The following is a 17715-nucleotide window of genomic DNA, read 5'->3' on the forward strand; positions in this document are numbered from 1 at the left end:
AACGATGATGCCGGATACCTTGACCAATTTACCCGGGTAGGAGACCGCCTCTACTTCCGCAACTCCAATTGGAATAATGAGTTTACAATTTACCGTCCCCTTTATACAATTGACCCCGCCACAGGCAATGTTGTCCAGGTTTCTGGTACTCAGTATGTAGAATATCTCACCAATGTCAATGGCACCCTCTATTTCCAAGCCTATAATTCTGCTACTGGAAGCGAACTTTACCGAATCAACAACACCACAGGCAATGCCGTATTAATTGATGTGGTGACAGGGAGTGGTAGTTCATCTCCTCAGAACTTTACTAATGTCAATGGTACAGTCTTTTTTACGGCAAACAACAGTGCCAACGGGACAGAATTATGGAAGCTAGACGCGAGTGGTAATCCAGTTTTAGTTAAAGATATTGGCACTGGAAGTAATAGTTCCAGTCCCACCACGCTCTACGCAGTTGGCAACGTCTTATACTTTACCGCTGATGATGGGGTGAATGGTCGAGAATTATGGCGTAGCGACGGGACAGCACAAGGTACAGTTCCTTTAGAAATCTATATCGGCTCCAGTACCCCAAATGTAAGTAATTTGATTGATCTTGGCGGAGTTCTCTACTTTACCGCTAATAATCCCACTTACGGAACCGAACTCTGGCGCATCAACTCTACCACTGGCAATCCTGAAGTTGTGGATGTTCATTCAGGTGCATCAAGCTCCAGTCCTGCTAACCTAACTAATGTCAATGGCACACTGTATTTTACCGCTACGACTAGCGCAACTGGGACAGAACTTTATCGCATCAATAACACCACAGGAAATCCAGTTCTGATTGATATTAATTCAGCCGGAAGTGGCAGTTCATCGCCGAGTAATTTAACCAATGTCAACGGGATACTTTACTTTACCGCTACGACTAGCGCAACTGGGACAGAACTTTATCGCATTGATAACGCCACCAGCAATCCGGCTTTAATTGATATTGTGTCGGGTAGCAGTAGTTCTTCTCCCTATAACTTGCTCAATGCTAATGGCGTTCTCTATTTCACTGCCTATTATAATAATACAACTGGGTGGGAACTTTGGAAACTTGATCCAACGACCGGCAATCCAGTCTTTTTGAAGGATATTTATGTCGGCAGTAATGGTTCTAACCCCGGCAATTTAACCTACAGCAACGGTAAACTATACTTCACTGCTGATAATTACAGCCAAGGGATAGAGTTGTGGCAAACCGATGGCACCCCAGAAGGTACAGCTTTAGTTAAAGACATTAATGCCACAACCTTGGGTTCTAGTCCTAGCAACTTTATTAAAATTGGAGACATTCTCTATTTCACCGCTAACGATGATGTCAATGGGACCGAACTGTGGCGAGCCAATCCGGCTACTGGCGTTGTTTCTCTACTGGATATTTATCCCGGAAGTAATACTTCCAGCGTCAGCAACCTAACAGATGTCAATGGCACACTGTATTTCACGGCATTTAATGGCACTAATGGGATAGAACTTTATCGCATTGATAACACCACCGGAAATCCAGTTCTGATTGACATTAATTCAGGAAGCGGCAGTTCATCGCCGAGTAATTTAACCAATGTCAACGGCACACTCTACTTCCAAGCTTCTACCCCGACGAGTGGTTCTGAACTGTGGAGAATTGACCCAGCGACGGGAACCCCTAGTGTGGTTGATGTTGTATCCGGCAGTGGCAGTTCAAACCCCTATAACTTGCTCAATGCTAATGGCGTTCTCTATTTCACTGCCTATAACAATACAACTGGGTGGGAACTTTGGAAGGTTGATCCAACGACCGGCAATCCAGTCTTTTTGAAGGATATTTATGTCGGCAGTAATAGTTCTAACCCTGGCAATTTAACCTATAGCAACGGTAAACTATACTTCACTGCTGATAACGGGGTAAATGGCGTAGAGCTTTGGACAGTAAATGTTGACCAGATCACTACCATTGGCGTTGTTCAGAAAACCGGAGATGAGGATCAGGTCATTCCCTTTGCAGCTAATGACTTTGCCAGTGTCTTTAACAGTGGTAGTGGTGTCCCCCTAGCCAAAATCAAGATTATTAACTTACCGAGTAACGGACTTCTCAAGTTAAATAATAGTCCAGTTGCTGTTGACCAAGAAATTGCTGTAGTAAATTTAGGCAATTTAACCTTTACCCCAAACACCAACTACAACGGAATCGCTGGTTTTACTTGGAACGGTTCGGATGGAACCAATTACGCACTTAACCCATCAACCGTAGCTTTAACTATTAACTCAATTAACGATGTTCCCACCGTTGCTAATCCCATTACCGATACCAGTATTTTTAGCAATCGGTCTTCCAATTTCACTATTTCTGCTAATACTTTCCAAGACTCCGATGTTGGCGATTCTTTAACCTACTCAGCCACCTTAGCCGATGGCAGTACCCTTCCCAGTTGGTTAACCTTTAATGATCGCACTTTTAGTGGTAATCCTAGTGCGGCCCAAGCGGGACAATATGATCTAAAAGTTATAGCAACCGATCAGAGTGGTGCTTCCACAAGCGATAGCTTTGTCTTGAGTGTGGTGAATAGCGCTCCGACGAATATCACATTAAATAACAGTACTGTTCCTGAAAACAGCGCTAATAATACTGTTATTGGCCTGCTAAGTGCCTCGGATAACAATACTAACGACACTCATACGTTTACTCTGATTAATAATGCCGGTGGACGATTTGCGATCGTTAATAATCAATTGGTGGTCGCTGATGGTAGCTTATTGGATTACGAAACCAACACCCAACATACAATCCGAGTCAAAGCGACTGACAATACAGGATTATCCTACGAAAACAACCTCACAATCTCTATCTCTAATGTCACAGACGATACTGCTCCCGATTTAATTGTTTCTAATGCTTCCGTACCTGCAACCGGAACAGTCGGTAAGAGTATTGAAGTTTCTTGGACAGTACAAAACCAAGGGACAAGCGCCGCTCCTACGGATTGGTATGATCGCATTTACCTCTCCAACGATGCTATTTTTGATGCTAATGCTGACACTTACATCACCCAAGAATTAATCTCCACCCAAACACCATTAGCCGCCGGTGCAAGTTACAGCATTACTCGCAATATCAACCTCCCCAACTTTGCCACAGGAAACCGTTATTTAATCTTTGTCGCTGATGGTTCGGGAGGTCAAGGAGAAACTAACGAAACTAACAATACTCGTGCTGTCGCCATTAATCTCAATGCTCCCGACTTAATTGTCAGTGAGATTACCGCACCGGTTGAATCGTTGTCTGGACAACCAATTGAGATCAATTGGACTGTCAAAAACCAAGGAGCAGCAACCGCAGAAGGAACTTGGTATGATTATGTGTATTTAGTTAATACGGCGACCAGTGCCACCCAGTATGTCGGAATTTTTGAATATTCAGGTAGCTTGGCTGCTGGAGCCTCCTTAAATCGTACTCAATCCTACGGCGTTCCCCTCAGTTTAACCGGTAACTATCGAGTGGTTGTAACGACCGATTTTTACGGACAACTTGCTGAAGGAACGCAGAACGAATCGAACAATACTACTACAGATGATCGTCCGATTTCCCTACAACTTGCTCCGGTTCCTAATCTACAAGTTACTGGGGTAACTGCACCATCGACGGCTTTTTCCAGTCAAGAAACCGTCGTACAATGGACAGTGAAAAATGTCGGTACTGGTGCCACTAATGCGCCTGTTTGGTATGATCGAGTTTATTTGTCCCTCGATACTACTTATGACAATACTGATACCTATCTAGGAGAAGCAGTTAATCCTAGTTATCTCAACCCGAATGATAGTTATAGCAACAGCTTAACCGTAACCCTACCTCGCGGTATTGATGGCAATTACTATTTCCTCGTACAAGCTGATGTTTATAACTACGTTACCGAAGTTGGTAATGAAGGGGATAATTGGGGTTCTGGTGGGCCGACGGATGTTAATTTAACCCCACCTCCCGATTTACAAGTAACGGCGGTTAATGCGCCTAATGGAGCCTTCTCAGGACAGCCGATGAACCTGAGTTGGACTGTCACTAATGCTGGTACAGGACGCACTTTAGAAACAGCTTGGTATGATCGGGTATTTATGTCGGCGGATGCAACTTTAGATGCAGGCGATCGCAATTTAGGTACTTTTTACCATAGTGGTGCGTTAAATGCCGGTGCAAATTATACCGGTTCAGCAACAGTTAATTTACCCACTGGTGTGGCGGGAAGTTTCTTCTTCTTTGTCCAAAGCGACATCTATAACAACGTTTATGAGCACGTTTTTGAGAATAACAATAGTGGCTACGACACCACAGCAACGAACATTACCCTAACGCCGCCACCAGATTTAGAGTTTGAATCCTTAACAATTCCGAACAATGCTCGTTCTGGTAGCAGTTTAAGCATCAATTATCGAGTCACTAACTTTGGAGCGACAGAAACCCCGAATTATTATTGGACTGATACCTTCTATCTTTCCAGCGATAATCAACTAAATACGGCAACGGACATTAATTTGGGTAGTGTCGGCCAGTATGGCATTCTTTATCCAGGTGATGGTTATGATCGTACCGCTAACTTTGCCTTACCCAATACCTTAACTGGCACCTACTACGTCTTTGGTGTGACAGATAGCGGCGATCAAGTATTTGAATTAAATAATGTTAATAACGTCACTCAAAGCATCAATCAAGTACAAATTGTCTCCCAACCGGCGGATTTAGTCGTTACTAACGCAACTATTCCGACTACGGGAGAAGCTGGTAAGGCGATTTCCGTGCAATGGACAGTGAAAAACCAGGGAACTGGGGATACCATTGTTAACAGTTGGAGCGATCGCCTTGTAGTTTCTAACGATGAGGTTTTAGGAGATGCAGATGATCTGACCCTCGCCAGCTTCACCCGCACCGGACTTTTAGCTCCCAATGGTACCTACAGTCGGACTGAAAGTGTTATTTTACCCTTTACCTTAGAAGGCAATTATCAACTATTTGTCGTCACTGATTCGGCTAATAGCGTTTATGAAGGTAGCAATGAGGGAAATAATGCCTCTAGTGCTTTTCCCCTCACCATCTCTCGTGATACTCCCGATCTACAAGTTACTAGCATTACTCTGCCAAATACCGTGACTCCCGGACAGCCGCTGACCCTCAATTGGACGGTGGCGAATTTGGGGGTAGGACGTACTAATAGCAATTATTGGTACGATCAGGTTTATTTGTCTTTAGATAAAAATGTCAGCGGTGATGACATTAATTTAGGGTCGGTTTATCGTTCAGGAGCCTTAGAGCCATCAGCAAGTTATAGTGCCACGGGTACTTTCTCGCTTCCGGTTAATTTGAACGGCAGTTACTATGTTCTAGTGCAAACTGACCGAGATAATAACGTTATTGAAGGTGCATTTGAGAATAATAACGTTTTAGCCAGCGATAGTACCAGTGGAGGCGGTTCGGGAACTGGAACTCTACCGATTACCCCCGCTCCTTCTGCTGATCTGGCTGTCACTGCCGTGGATGCGCCAGAACAGGGAATTGCCGGACAATCTCTGAGTTTGACTTGGACCGTTGTTAATAATGATGCCAATACGGGTCAAAGTTGGTATGATGCCGTTTATCTATCCCGTGATCAAGTATTCGATCGCAACAGCGATGTTTATTTAGGCTATCGCAACCATACGGGGGGATTAAATGCAGGAGATAGTTATACTGCAACTCAATCTTTTAACATACCGCGAGGCTTAGGGGGACGTTTTTACGCCTTCGTGGTGACGGATGGCGGTAATGCCGTTTATGAACGGTTAGGAGAGATCAATAATGTTAATTATGACGGATTCTCGACGGAAATTATTATTCCTCCACCGTCGGATTTAGTAGTTACTAATATTGCTACTCCTAGCAGTGGCATTCCTGGACAAAATATCAGTATTAACTATACTGTACAGAACCAAGGGACAGATACTGCTTACGGAAGTTGGAAAGATTCCGTTTATCTGTCACAAGATACCCAGTGGGATGTCAGTGATGCTTTAGTAGGACAAGTAAATCATTCAGGAGATATTGCAAGTGGTGCGAGTTATACTGGGGTATTAAATGGGGTTGTCCCGGGGGTTAATTTAGGGAATTTTTACGTTATCGTGCGGAGTGACATCCTCAATCAAGTTTCTGAAGTAAATGAGGGTAATAATGTCGGAGTTTCTAGTAGTAAAATTACCTTAGATGTCGAAGAATTAGGCTTAGAAACGCCAGATACAGGTAATTTAGGACAAGGACAGTCAGTTTATTATCGTTTTGATGCTCAAGTAGGACAAGCGATCCGACTGAGTTTTGATAGCAGCAATAATCAATCCTTTAATGAATTGTATGTCAGTTATGGGAAAATGCCGAGCCGGGGGCAATTTGATCTGACTACTACCCAACCCTTTAACGCCGATCCGGAAATTGTAATTCCCATTGAAAAAACAGGAACTTATTATGTCTTAGCGTATGGGGATCAAGTTAGTGGTTCTCCTAGTTACCAAATTCTCGCTCAAGATATTCCTTTCTCAATTACAAAGGTAAATACTGACACTATTGGTAACTTTGGCGAAGCTACCTTAGAAATTTACGGGGCAAAATTCATTGAAGGTACTACCTTCCAACTGCTCGCTTCCGATGGCAGTGTCATCGAAGCAGAACAAGTGTATCTAGAAAATTCTACCCTTGCTTATGTCACATTTGATCTATTTGATGATCCAATCGGTTTGTATGACCTTAAAGCTAAACATAGCGACGGTAGTAGCGTTATTTTGGCAGATAGTATCACGGTTCAGACAGCTACAGGTTATGACTTAAATTCCAACATCACAGGACCGGAAGAAGTTCGCCCTGGCCGCAATTATATTTTCAATGTTAACTACGGTAACGAAGGTGATACTGATGCGATCGCTCCTCTGTTGATTATTGAAAGTGTTACCAATACCCAAGTAGGAACGACTTTAAAGGGACTAAGTTCCAGTGGTCCACTACATCTATTGGGTGTTAGTAATGAAGGTCCACAGGGAATTTTACGACCTGGAGATCTTAATACACTGCCAATATATTTCAATAGCAGTACCGATCCAGTTAACTTCAGTGTCCGTACTTATTCTGCGGATAATAATACGCCTGTTGATTGGAATAGTTTTGAAGCTTCGATTCGTCCTAGTGGATTGACTGATACTCAGTGGGATAGCTTTATTAGAAATATTGCCTCACAGGTACGAACTTATGGGGAATATGTCCTCTTGCTCAATAAAATGTCTGCTATTGTTTCTCCTGAAAATGAACCGATTTACGATGTTAATGAACTGTTCGGTAAAATTTACCAGCAGAATGCTAATTATTCTCCTTCTGTCTCATTTAAAGGCACACTGACAGACATAAATACAGGAAATTCGATCTCTCAAGGTTTAATTATTCTTGAAAGAATCAATACTAGTAACCCTGTTCGGCGAAGTTTTTTCACTGACGACTTGGGAGATTTTGAATTAACAGGACTCGATGCAGGAAGTTATCAACTCAGAGTGGCTGGTTCCTTGGATGAACCGATTAATATTACGGTAAATTTAAGCGCAACACCCCAAATTCTCAATTTAGAAGTCGATTATGTTCCACCACGAGATTTATTAAGAGATTTACCCCCTTCTCAAGAAAAGCCGGTGTTGACCGTCGCGTCCGATGATAGTCGCCATGTATTAGTAGTACAAAATGGATCAATTGCTTATGCAACCTATGACGAGATTACTGCTCAATGGACAACTCCCATTACAATCCCTCAAGCCCAAGGAAATCGCATACAACTACTAGCAGTAGTTGATCCAGTAGATAGTTCTTCCCCTATTTTAATGGCAGTCTGGGTAGATAATAATGATAACTTTAACTATGCGATCGCTAGAAAAATTGGTGATAGTTATCAATGGGGCAATGGAAACTTAATTCCTAGCTCTGCTCAACCAGCAACCAACCAGTTACCCTTTATGCGTTTACAGGGTCAAGACAATGGAACACCAGCAATTTCTTGGGTAGTTTTTGGAGATAGCGATACAGGCAATCAAGAATATTTAACTACTTGGGATGGAATAACCTGGACAAATATAAGCAAAGCTGATTCAAGTGTTTCATCATTAGAAGTTGAAACGATCACTTTCCAAGAAATTAATATCTTAAATGATTCGAGTCAACCAACTCCCTATCCTCCCGATCAATTAGGAAGTTTAGATTATTATGATTTTCGCTACAAAGATTTTCAACGGCGTAATCCAGGACAAGAACCTCCTGATTACTATAAAGAGTATGGAGAAAAATATGTTTCTCGATTTACAAATGAAACGGCTAAAAAACTAAGTCCTGAAGGTCAAGCGTGGTTAGAAAAAACCCGTGAAAATTTACAACGAGCCATTGAAGATCGTCTAAATGCCGCCCCTGGTGCCTTTGCTGAACTTGAACGAAATACTGATGCTTTTCGAGACTTTGCCTATGAAACTCATCCTGACGCTTATTGGGATGCAGGGCTAAAAGATTTACCAATCAAAGATTTACTCGAAATTGGAAGTACTCCTGACTTCAAGGATCTTTTGACTCCCGAAGGATTGGAGCAAGTAGCTGAAATAGCAGAACGTTATGTCAAAGATAAAGCCCAACAGTTAGAAGATAAGTTGAATGATTTAGTTAACAAAATTGGAGATGGTACTGGCGATATAGTAGAGGGTATAGGTGATATATTGGATGGACTAAACAATATAGCTGATGGGATAGGCGACTTACTAGATGGTAAATTAGAGCCGCCTAACGATTTCAATGATATCGATCAAATACTAGATGGAATTGATGATCTTGTTGATGGTATAGGGGATATAGTCGATGGCATTAGTGATCTCGCAGATGCAGCAGGCGATATAGTGGAGGGGCTAAAGGATCTAGTAGACTCTATAGACGATGCCATAGGCGATATAGGTGATTTTATCGGAGATAAACTCAAAGATGGGATTAGTGATATTGCAGACTGGATTGACAACACAGCAGATGATATCGGGGACACAGTAAATGATCTAATTGACGATTTCAAATGTTATTTATTTGGTGATTGTGACGACGATGATGATAATGATGACGATGATTATGATCCCGATGTAATTCGTCCTCGTGACCCTAACGATATCTTAGGACCCAAAGGTTTCGGCGATGAGCAATGGATTAATACTAATGAACGTTTCGGTTATACCATCCGCTTTGAAAATGCTGCTACTGCTTCTGCACCCGCTCAAGAAGTAGTCATTACTCAACAGTTAGATTCTGATCTTGATTGGCGCACTTTCCGCGTTGATGATTATGGTTGGAGTGGTAACACTTATGAGTTAGCTGGTGATCGCGCTTTCCATCAAGGACGAATTGACTTAACTGAAACTAAGGGTTTCTATGTTGATGTTTTTGTTTCCATTGAGACTACTACAGGAATCGCTACTTGGCGGATTAGTACCGTTGATCCAGAGACGGGAGAAGCACCTTTAGACGCACAAAAAGGATTTTTACCCACTAATGATGAAAATGGAGTCGGGGAAGGTTTTGTTACTTATAGTATTAAAACAAAAAACACTGTACAAACCGCAGATGTAATTGACGCAACTGCGCGGATCGTCTTTGATACGGAAGAACCCATCGATACCCCACCCATTTTCAATACTCTTGATGTCACTAAACCCACCAGTCAAGTTGATACTTTACCAACCACGACGGATAACCCTGAATTTACCGTTAAGTGGACAGGAACAGATATAGGATCAGCTTTGGCGACTTATACTATTTATGTCTCTGATAATGGCGGTAATTATACAGTCTGGCTCAATAATACTGAGTTAACCGAAGCCACTTACACGGGGACAGCCGGACATACCTACTCTTTCTATTCGGTTGCGGTTGATAACACAGGTAATACAGAAGCAGCACCGACGACGGCAGATGCAACCATACAAATCGGTGGCGCAGTTAATCAACCCCCACAAATCTCGGTCAATACAGGCTTAACTCTTAATGAAGGCGCTAATTCTGCTATTTCTAATAGTTTGCTTGCTGTTACAGATCCAGATAATACCTCGGATCAGTTGACTTTTACCATCAGTACGATTCCGACAAATGGAAATTTACAACGCAATGGAGTCACGTTAGCGGTTAATAACACCTTTACCCAAGCTGATATTAATAGTGGCTTACTATCCTACATTCATAATGGCGGAGAAACGACCAGTGATAGCTTTAGCTTTACGGTAGCCGATGGAGCAGGTGGTAATATTAATGTCACAAGTTTTGTCATTACAGTTAACCCAGTAGATGACGCACCAACCGTCCTCAATCCGATTACGGATGTCAATGTGGCTGAAGATGCAGAAAATAGCGTCATTAACTTAAGTAATGTCTTCACTGACATCGACAATGACCCGACTTCAATTGTCAAATCAGTCTTCGCCAATGACAATCCAGGATTAGTCACCGCTACCATCGTTAACAATCAGTTAACCCTCGACTACCAAGACAATCAATCTGGGACAGCTAATCTTACGATTCGTGGGACATCTAACGGTAAAACTGTTGATGATACTTTCATAGTCACAGTTAACCCAGTAGATGACGCACCAACCGTCCTCAATCCGATTACGGATGTCAATGTGGCTGAAGATGCAGAAAATAGCGTCATTAACTTAAGCAATGTCTTCACTGACATCGACAATGACCCGACTTCAATTGTCAAATCAGTCTTCGCCAATGACAATCCAGGATTAGTTACCGCTACCATCGTTAACAATCAGTTAACCCTTGACTATCAAAACAATCAATCTGGGATAGCTAATATTACGATTCGGGGAACATCTAACGGTAAAACTGTTGATGACACTTTCCTAGTCACAGTTAACCCAGTAGATGACGCACCAACTGTCATCAATCCCATTACTGATGTCAATGTTAACGAAGATGCAGCTAATACCGTCATTGATTTAACTAATATCTTCACCGACATCGATAATGACCCGACTTCAATTGTTAAATCAGTATTCGTCAATAACAATCCGGGATTAGTCACCGCTACTATTGTTGACAATCAGTTAACCCTTGACTATCAAAACAATCAATCTGGGACAGCTAATCTTACGATTCGGGGAACATCCAACGGTAAAACTGTTGACAATACTTTCCTAGTCACAGTTAACCCAGTAGATGATGCACCAACTGTCATCAATCCCATTACTGATGTCAATGTTAACGAAGATGCAGCTAATACCGTCATTGATTTAACTAATATCTTCACCGATATTGATAATGAACCGACTTCAATTGTTAAATCAGTATTCGTCAATAACAATCCGGGATTAGTCACTGCTACCATCGTTGACAATCAGTTAACCCTTGACTATCAAAACAATCAATCTGGGATAGCTAATATTACGATTCGGGGAACATCTAACGGTAAAACTGTTGACAATAGCTTCACCATAACAGTTGCATCTGTCAATGATGCACCCACATTGCAACAGGAAATAGCCAATCAAACCGCCACAGAAAATCAACCCTTCAGCTTCACCATTCCCGCCAACACCTTCACAGACATTGACGGCGATAATCTCACCTACACCCTAGCCACAGGAACAGTCCTCCCCAGTGGCATCACCTTTGATAGCGCTACCCGTACCTTCAGTGGCACCCCCTCCGATACTGCTTCAGGTACTTATAACCTGACAGTAATCGCCAGCGACTCAGCCGGAGAAAAAGCCAACGATAGCTTTAGCCTCAACGTCCTCAACGCCGTCAACGGTAGCACCAGCAGTGAAACCGTCAACGGTACTAGCGGCGACGACCACATCAATGCTGGTGCTGGTAACGATAGCGTCAACGGCGGTGAAGGCAACGATATTCTCGATGGTGGTATAGGAAATGACCGACTCGCAGGCGGTCCCGGTGACGACACCTACATTGTCGATAGCAGCCGCGACGTAGCCATTGAAAATGCCGGCCAAGGACAAGACACCATCAAATCCTCTGTAAATTACACTCTCACCGTCAACATCGAAAATATCACCCTAACAGGGAACGCCAACATCGACGGCACAGGTAACAATCTAGATAATGTCATCACCGGTAACAGTGGCAATAACCTACTCAAGGGATTAGATGGCAATGACACTCTCCTCGGTGGCGCAGGTAACGACACCCTGATTGGTGGAAAAGGAAATGACATTCTCACCGGCGGCGATGGCAGCGACTCATTCCTCTTTGGCAGTGGTGCTATCTTTAATAGCAGTGATTTTGGAGTTGATAACATCAGCGACTTTACTAAAGGAAGTGACAAAATTATCCTGAGTAAAACCTCCTTCAATGCTCTTGTTAGTACCGTCGGCAATAGCTTACAAGCCGCCGAATTTGCCACCATCAATGAGGCGGCTAACGAACTAAATCTAGTTGGTTCCAGTAATGCTAAAATCGTTTACAATTTAGCAACAGGTAATCTGTTCTACAATCAAAATGGAGCCACGACAGGATTAGGTAATGGCGCACTTTTTGTCACATTGAATAGTATCCCACAGCTAAATGAGAATGACATTTTAATTCAAGCTTAAGTAAACAGCCAGCGAAACATCCCATCTCACAATTAACCATATATCAGGAAAATTACTCATGTTTAAACTCCCAACTTTAACCTTAATTACTGTTGCTGGTTTGTTAGTGGCGACGGCTGAAACTTCCCCCGCCGCCGTTGTCAATGGAAGTTTTGAAACTGGTAATTTTTCTGACTGGAATACCAGTGGACAAGCGAGCGTTGAAACTTCAAGTTTTCAGGTTACACCAGTTAACGGAAGTTATCAAGCCGTGTTACAAACTTGTTTTTTTACTGGTGCTTGTGATGACAGTCAATCCTTGACTAATGCTAATGATTTAGAATCATTTCTCGGCTTATCGGGTAATCAGTTAAGCAATCTATCGGTTGTTGAAGGCTCGGCTATTAAACAGACTATTACTGCTAATGCTGGCGATGTTTTCAGCTTTTCTTGGAATTTTCTGACTGATGAAGATGCCGCTAATGTAGATTACAACGATTTCGCTTTTTTTACCCTTAATAACAATTTATATCGTTTGGCGGATATTCAATCTAGTTTTCCAGTCAGTCCCTCTTTTTCCCATTTAAAGAAAGAAACAGGTTATCAAACCTACACGATACCAATATCGGTGACTGGAAATTATATTTTAGGGTTTGGGGTAGTTGATGTGGATAAGACAGGGGGAGGAGATAACACTATCAATTCAGCTTTATTAGTTGATAATATTAAACTAACTAATAATTCTGATATCGCCAAAGTTCCCGAACCTGATACTATTTTCGGACTATTATTAACTCTAGGATTAGCCAGCAAGTGCAAGCGCAAGAATTGTTAACATCACCCGCTATCAAGAAAAAGGGTTTCTTAAAGAAACCCTTTTTCTGCGTCAGTATATCACAAAAATTGCTTCGGTGCTTCAAGATAACTGATAACTGAAGTGTCCTATTCTTACGGTTAGGTAAAAGTCAACTATGAGTGCTAAATTTTGCATATTAATTCCCTCAAAAATCTTGCGAATTGAAAAGCATTTTAGGCAAAAGCTAGATTCGTGGCTGGCTGAAGCTGAGGCGGCAAATCTTTCTAATTGCGGTTTGTCTAATTATGCTCTATATAGCTTGTCAGAATTTGAGAAACGTCCAGATGTTAATTTGAATTTGCCAGATAATATCGGCGATCGCTATCATGTAATAGATTGGGGATTTTATTTTATGTCTGATGCTATCCTGAGAGATTTTTTATCTTGGCTGGCACAAATATATGTTTATGGAGAAGTGGGAGTATTGAAATATTGGTCTGATGAACTTAGACGGTTTCCCCCAATTAAAATTAGTAAGATTCAGCAGTATATTTCTCATTTTTCTATGAAGAATTTACCGCTAGATGAACTCTGTTTTTTTTTATTAGGAGAAATCAATGAAACTAGCTAACTTATTTCCTTTAAGCAAGGAACAAAGACAGACACTCATTCGTAATTATCAAATTCTCCGACAAGAAGTCGATAAGATTGGTAAAGAGTATGAACAAAAATCTTATGAAGAACTGTTCAGCAAAAATGAACCAACAATTTTAACGGTAACAACGGATGCGGGTTTCAAACTAACCTTCGTTGCGGAAGCTTACCATTTACAAAAAAATGGGACAATCTGCTTTTGTATTGATGCTGATGGTTTACCAACCCTATTTTGCATCAAGCCATCCTACAATTTCTACAAACGTTCTGATGACTCGGTGTATTACTAAATTAATCCTTTTCTTTCCCAGATGAACAGCTTATATTATATCTGGTTAAATAACCGTGATATTGTCAAGGCGCAATCCTAGCACCCTTTACATCTGCCATGCTTCCCACAGCAGCCAATTGATTTATTCAGCAAACCCTAATTAGGGCTTGCGGCCAAAAGTAGGCGCGAAGCATTCGGATAGAAAATCTCTGGTTTCACCGATAGGTTATTGCCCGAATTCATCGCCCCTACAGGACGCGGGCCGATGAAGACGCAAGGTTTTGAAGCACGATTCTCTCAAAATCTTGCACCTGTGGGAGCGAGAAAAGCCACAAAACCTCTACCTTGCCTACATTTCACATTTATTCAGCAAACCCTAATTATGGATGCTTTTGCCGATAACCTGTACTGCACTGAAACTGATTAGGGGAAATTTTATTACAAATGCTCAAGCTTGTTCTTTTGCAACTCTAGCGCTTGCCACCCTCCCATACTTTTTAAACAGGATTTCGTCTGACTGCTGATTCCTGATTCCTGATGGCTGTTCCCTGAATCATCCCGCAGTTTTATATTTTCTTTAGACATGGACTGTCCTAAAACCTGCTCAGAGCGGCCAAAAGTCAGAAAATAGAAATAAAGGTGCGATTGGAGAATTCGAGTAGCGATCGCACCCGTCAGCCGCCATTGGAGAAAGATAAAGTTATGGCAGATAACTACAGAAGTCGCATTGTTACTCAAGGTACCCAACGCAGTCCTAATCGGGCTATGTTAAGAGCGGTAGGTTTTGGGGATGAGGACTTTAGCAAACCCATCATCGGCATCGCTAACGGATTTAGCACCATTACCCCCTGTAACATGGGAATTAATGATTTAGCAATGCGTGCCGAAGCAGGAACCAGATTAGCGGGGGGAATGCCGCAACTTTTCGGGACTATCACCATTAGTGACGGGATTTCCATGGGAACAGAAGGAATGAAATATTCTCTCGTTTCTAGGGAAGTAATCGCCGATTCCATTGAAACCGTCTGTAATGGTCAAAGTCTCGATGGAGTCCTCGCTATCGGGGGTTGTGACAAAAATATGCCGGGGGCAATGATTGCCATGGCCCGGATGAATATTCCCGCTATTTTCGTCTATGGTGGCACGATTAAACCGGGGCGCTACAAAGATTGCGATTTAACCGTGGTCAGTTCCTTTGAAGCCGTGGGACAGTACAGCGCCGGTAAAATCAGTGAAGAAGACCTCATCGGAATTGAACGCAACGCTTGCCCCGGGGCCGGTTCCTGTGGTGGAATGTTTACTGCTAATACCATGTCTTCCATTTTTGAAACCATGGGGATGAGTTTACCCTATACCTCAACCATGGCCGCCGAAGATGCGGAAAAAGCCGATAGTACCGAAGAATCGGCCAAGGTTTTGGTCGAGGCGGTTAGAAAACAGATTCTCCCTAGCCAAATTTTGACCCGTAAAGCCTTTGAAAACGCCATTTCGGTAATTATGGCGGTGGGGGGTTCCACTAACGCTGTGCTGCACCTTTTAGCCATTTCCCGCACCATCGGGGTAGAATTATCGATCGATGATTTTGAAACCATCCGCCAGCGTGTACCGGTTATCTGCGATCTTAAACCCTCCGGGCGTTACGTTACCGTAGATCTGCATAAAGCCGGCGGTATTCCCCAAGTGATGAAAATTCTCCTGGTTAATGGTTTACTACACGGGGATGCTCTCACCATTAGCGGTCAGACTATCGCCGAGATTTTAGCCGATATTCCCGACCAACCGCCCTCAGGCCAAGACGTTATCCGTCCTTTTAGCAATCCTGTCTATAAAGAGGGTCATTTAGCCATTTTAAAAGGAAATCTGGCCACAGAGGGGGCCGTGGCCAAAATTAGCGGCGTGAAAACTCCGGTCATCACTGGGCCTGCGCGGGTGTTTGAGTCGGAAGAAACCTGTTTAGAGGCAATTTTAGCCGGAAAAATTAAAGCCGGGGATGTGGTGGTTGTCCGTTACGAGGGACCAGTAGGCGGACCGGGTATGCGGGAAATGTTAGCCCCCACTTCGGCAATTATCGGCGCCGGTTTAGGGGATTCCGTGGGATTAATTACCGATGGTCGTTTTTCTGGGGGAACCTATGGCATGGTGGTCGGTCACGTCGCTCCAGAAGCAGCGGTGGGTGGTACAATTGCCCTAGTAGAGGAAGGAGATCAAATCACTATTGATGCTCGTCAACGTCTCTTGAGTTTAAATGTATCGGAAGAAGAATTAGTCCGTCGTCGTAACCATTGGCAACCGCGCCCCCCACGCTATAAAACGGGAATTCTCGGCAAATACGCCAAGTTAGTCTCCTCTAGCAGTCTCGGCGCTTTAACGGATCTGAATCTGTTCTAAAAGTATAACGGGGAATGGCGATCAATTGCGATCGCCATTTCCCCCACTGCCCACCGAACACCCCCACTGATAACTGATAACTGATAAGACTGACGGCTCTAATTAGGGTTTGCGGCAAAAAGTAGGGGCGAAGCATTCGGATAGAAAATCTACGGTTTCACCGATAGGTTATTGCCCGAATGCTTCGCCCCTACAGGACGCGGGCCGATGAAGACACAAGGTTTTGAAGCATGATTCTCTCAAAATCTGGCACCTGTTTCGCTCGTAAAGCCACAAAACCCTTACCTTGCCTACATTTCACATTTATTCAGCCAGCCCTAATTAATGCTCATTCTTAATTCTCCTGCCTCCTGACGACCGACTCCTGACTCCGTTAAAGATTAATAACTATGACCTATCTACTCACTGTCTATCGAGCGCTCGAATGCCGTCCAGATACCTATCGGGACTGGTATGACCAAGGCAATATTTTAAAAGAAAGAATGGACTATTTTGGAGCCTTAATCAGCTACGAAAAAGCCTTAGAATATTATCCAGATGATTATTGGGCATGGTACAAAAGGGGTATGATACTAGAAGACTTGGGAATGTATGAAGAAGCGGCTCAAAGTTATGCTAACGCCGCACAGGTAAAGGATGATAACTATTGGGCTTGGTACGATCAAGGTTGTGTTTATCTACAGGAATTAAAGGACTACGAAAAAGCGATCGCTTGTTTTCAACGGGCCCTAAGTCATAGTCCGGGGGACTATTGGGCAGCCTACCGGCAAGGGGAGGCCTATCGATTGCTGAAAAATTACGAACGCGCTATCACTTCCTACGATCTGGCCTTGGGGGTGCGACCCCGGGATTATTGGGCCTGGTATCGTCGCGGCGACGCTTTCCGGGATTGGGGCAATCCCCAAGAGGCTTTATTTAATTATCGTACCGCCCTCGATATCCGACCGCAAGATTACTGGTCCTGGTATCAACAGGGTGTGATCTTACA

The 17715-nt window shown here is 43.0% G+C and carries 9 protein-coding genes; 7 read left to right on the forward strand and 2 right to left on the reverse strand.

Annotated elements, in window-relative coordinates; translation table 11 throughout:
• Window positions 1-198, reverse strand: a 198-nt coding sequence (locus tag PX484_RS23955) for a hypothetical protein (protein WP_288105918.1), incomplete at its 3' end; no start/stop codon positions are given.
• A 72-nt stretch (window positions 199-270) separates the two neighbouring features.
• Between PX484_RS23955 and PX484_RS23960 the strand changes: the two genes are divergently transcribed.
• From PX484_RS23960 to PX484_RS23980, 5 genes are all read left to right on the forward strand, one after another.
• Window positions 271-12639, forward strand: coding sequence for a CARDB domain-containing protein (locus PX484_RS23960; protein WP_288105921.1), 12369 nt, complete (start codon window positions 271-273; stop codon window positions 12637-12639).
• Window positions 12640-12697: 58 nt separating this feature from the next.
• On the forward strand, window positions 12698-13453 hold the full coding sequence (locus tag PX484_RS23965; RefSeq protein ID WP_287764637.1) for a PEP-CTERM sorting domain-containing protein: 756 nt from the start codon (window positions 12698-12700) through the stop codon (window positions 13451-13453).
• 136 nt (window positions 13454-13589) lie between these two features.
• Window positions 13590-14045 carry a hypothetical protein gene (locus PX484_RS23970; protein WP_002802289.1) on the forward strand — a complete coding sequence of 152 codons (456 nt, stop codon included), beginning with the start codon at window positions 13590-13592 and terminating at the stop codon, window positions 14043-14045.
• Window positions 14032-14358 carry a hypothetical protein gene (locus PX484_RS23975; RefSeq protein WP_194018312.1) on the forward strand — a complete coding sequence of 109 codons (327 nt, stop codon included), beginning with the start codon at window positions 14032-14034 and terminating at the stop codon, window positions 14356-14358. The genes PX484_RS23970 and PX484_RS23975 overlap by 14 nt, the downstream gene beginning before the upstream one ends.
• 246 nt (window positions 14359-14604) lie before the next feature.
• Window positions 14605-14766 (forward strand): hypothetical protein, encoded by a 162-nt coding sequence (locus tag PX484_RS23980; RefSeq protein WP_216628728.1) that lies wholly within the window; start codon window positions 14605-14607, stop codon window positions 14764-14766.
• Between the two features lie 11 nt (window positions 14767-14777).
• On the opposite strand, the gene PX484_RS23985 is transcribed toward PX484_RS23980, so the two are convergent.
• Entirely contained in the window at window positions 14778-14924 is a 147-nt protein-coding gene (locus PX484_RS23985; RefSeq protein WP_194018311.1) for a hypothetical protein, read from the reverse strand.
• Between the two features lie 117 nt (window positions 14925-15041).
• Between PX484_RS23985 and ilvD the strand changes: the two genes are divergently transcribed.
• Entirely contained in the window at window positions 15042-16727 is a 1686-nt protein-coding gene (ilvD, locus tag PX484_RS23990; protein WP_287764641.1) for a dihydroxy-acid dehydratase, read from the forward strand.
• Between the two features lie 389 nt (window positions 16728-17116).
• A partial coding sequence (locus PX484_RS23995) for a tetratricopeptide repeat protein (protein ID WP_288105926.1) occupies window positions 17117-17715 on the forward strand: 599 nt, incomplete at its 3' end.

Source organism: Microcystis sp. M49636_WE2 (genome assembly GCF_030065375.1).
In the GTDB taxonomy this organism is placed as follows: domain Bacteria; phylum Cyanobacteriota; class Cyanobacteriia; order Cyanobacteriales; family Microcystaceae; genus Microcystis; species Microcystis aeruginosa_C.

Excerpts from the sequence above, each read along its gene's own strand:
- PX484_RS23965 (WP_287764637.1), top strand. The coding sequence starts at position 12,698 with ATGTTTAAACTCCCAACTTTAACCTTAATTACTGTTGCTGGTTTGTTA.
- PX484_RS23970 (WP_002802289.1), top strand. The coding sequence starts at position 13,590 with ATGAGTGCTAAATTTTGCATATTAATTCCCTCAAAAATCTTGCGAATT.
- PX484_RS23975 (WP_194018312.1), top strand. The coding sequence starts at position 14,032 with ATGAAACTAGCTAACTTATTTCCTTTAAGCAAGGAACAAAGACAGACA.
- PX484_RS23980 (WP_216628728.1), top strand. The coding sequence starts at position 14,605 with ATGAAGACGCAAGGTTTTGAAGCACGATTCTCTCAAAATCTTGCACCT.
- PX484_RS23985 (WP_194018311.1), bottom strand. The coding sequence starts at position 14,924 with ATGTCTAAAGAAAATATAAAACTGCGGGATGATTCAGGGAACAGCCAT.
- ilvD (WP_287764641.1), top strand. The coding sequence starts at position 15,042 with ATGGCAGATAACTACAGAAGTCGCATTGTTACTCAAGGTACCCAACGC.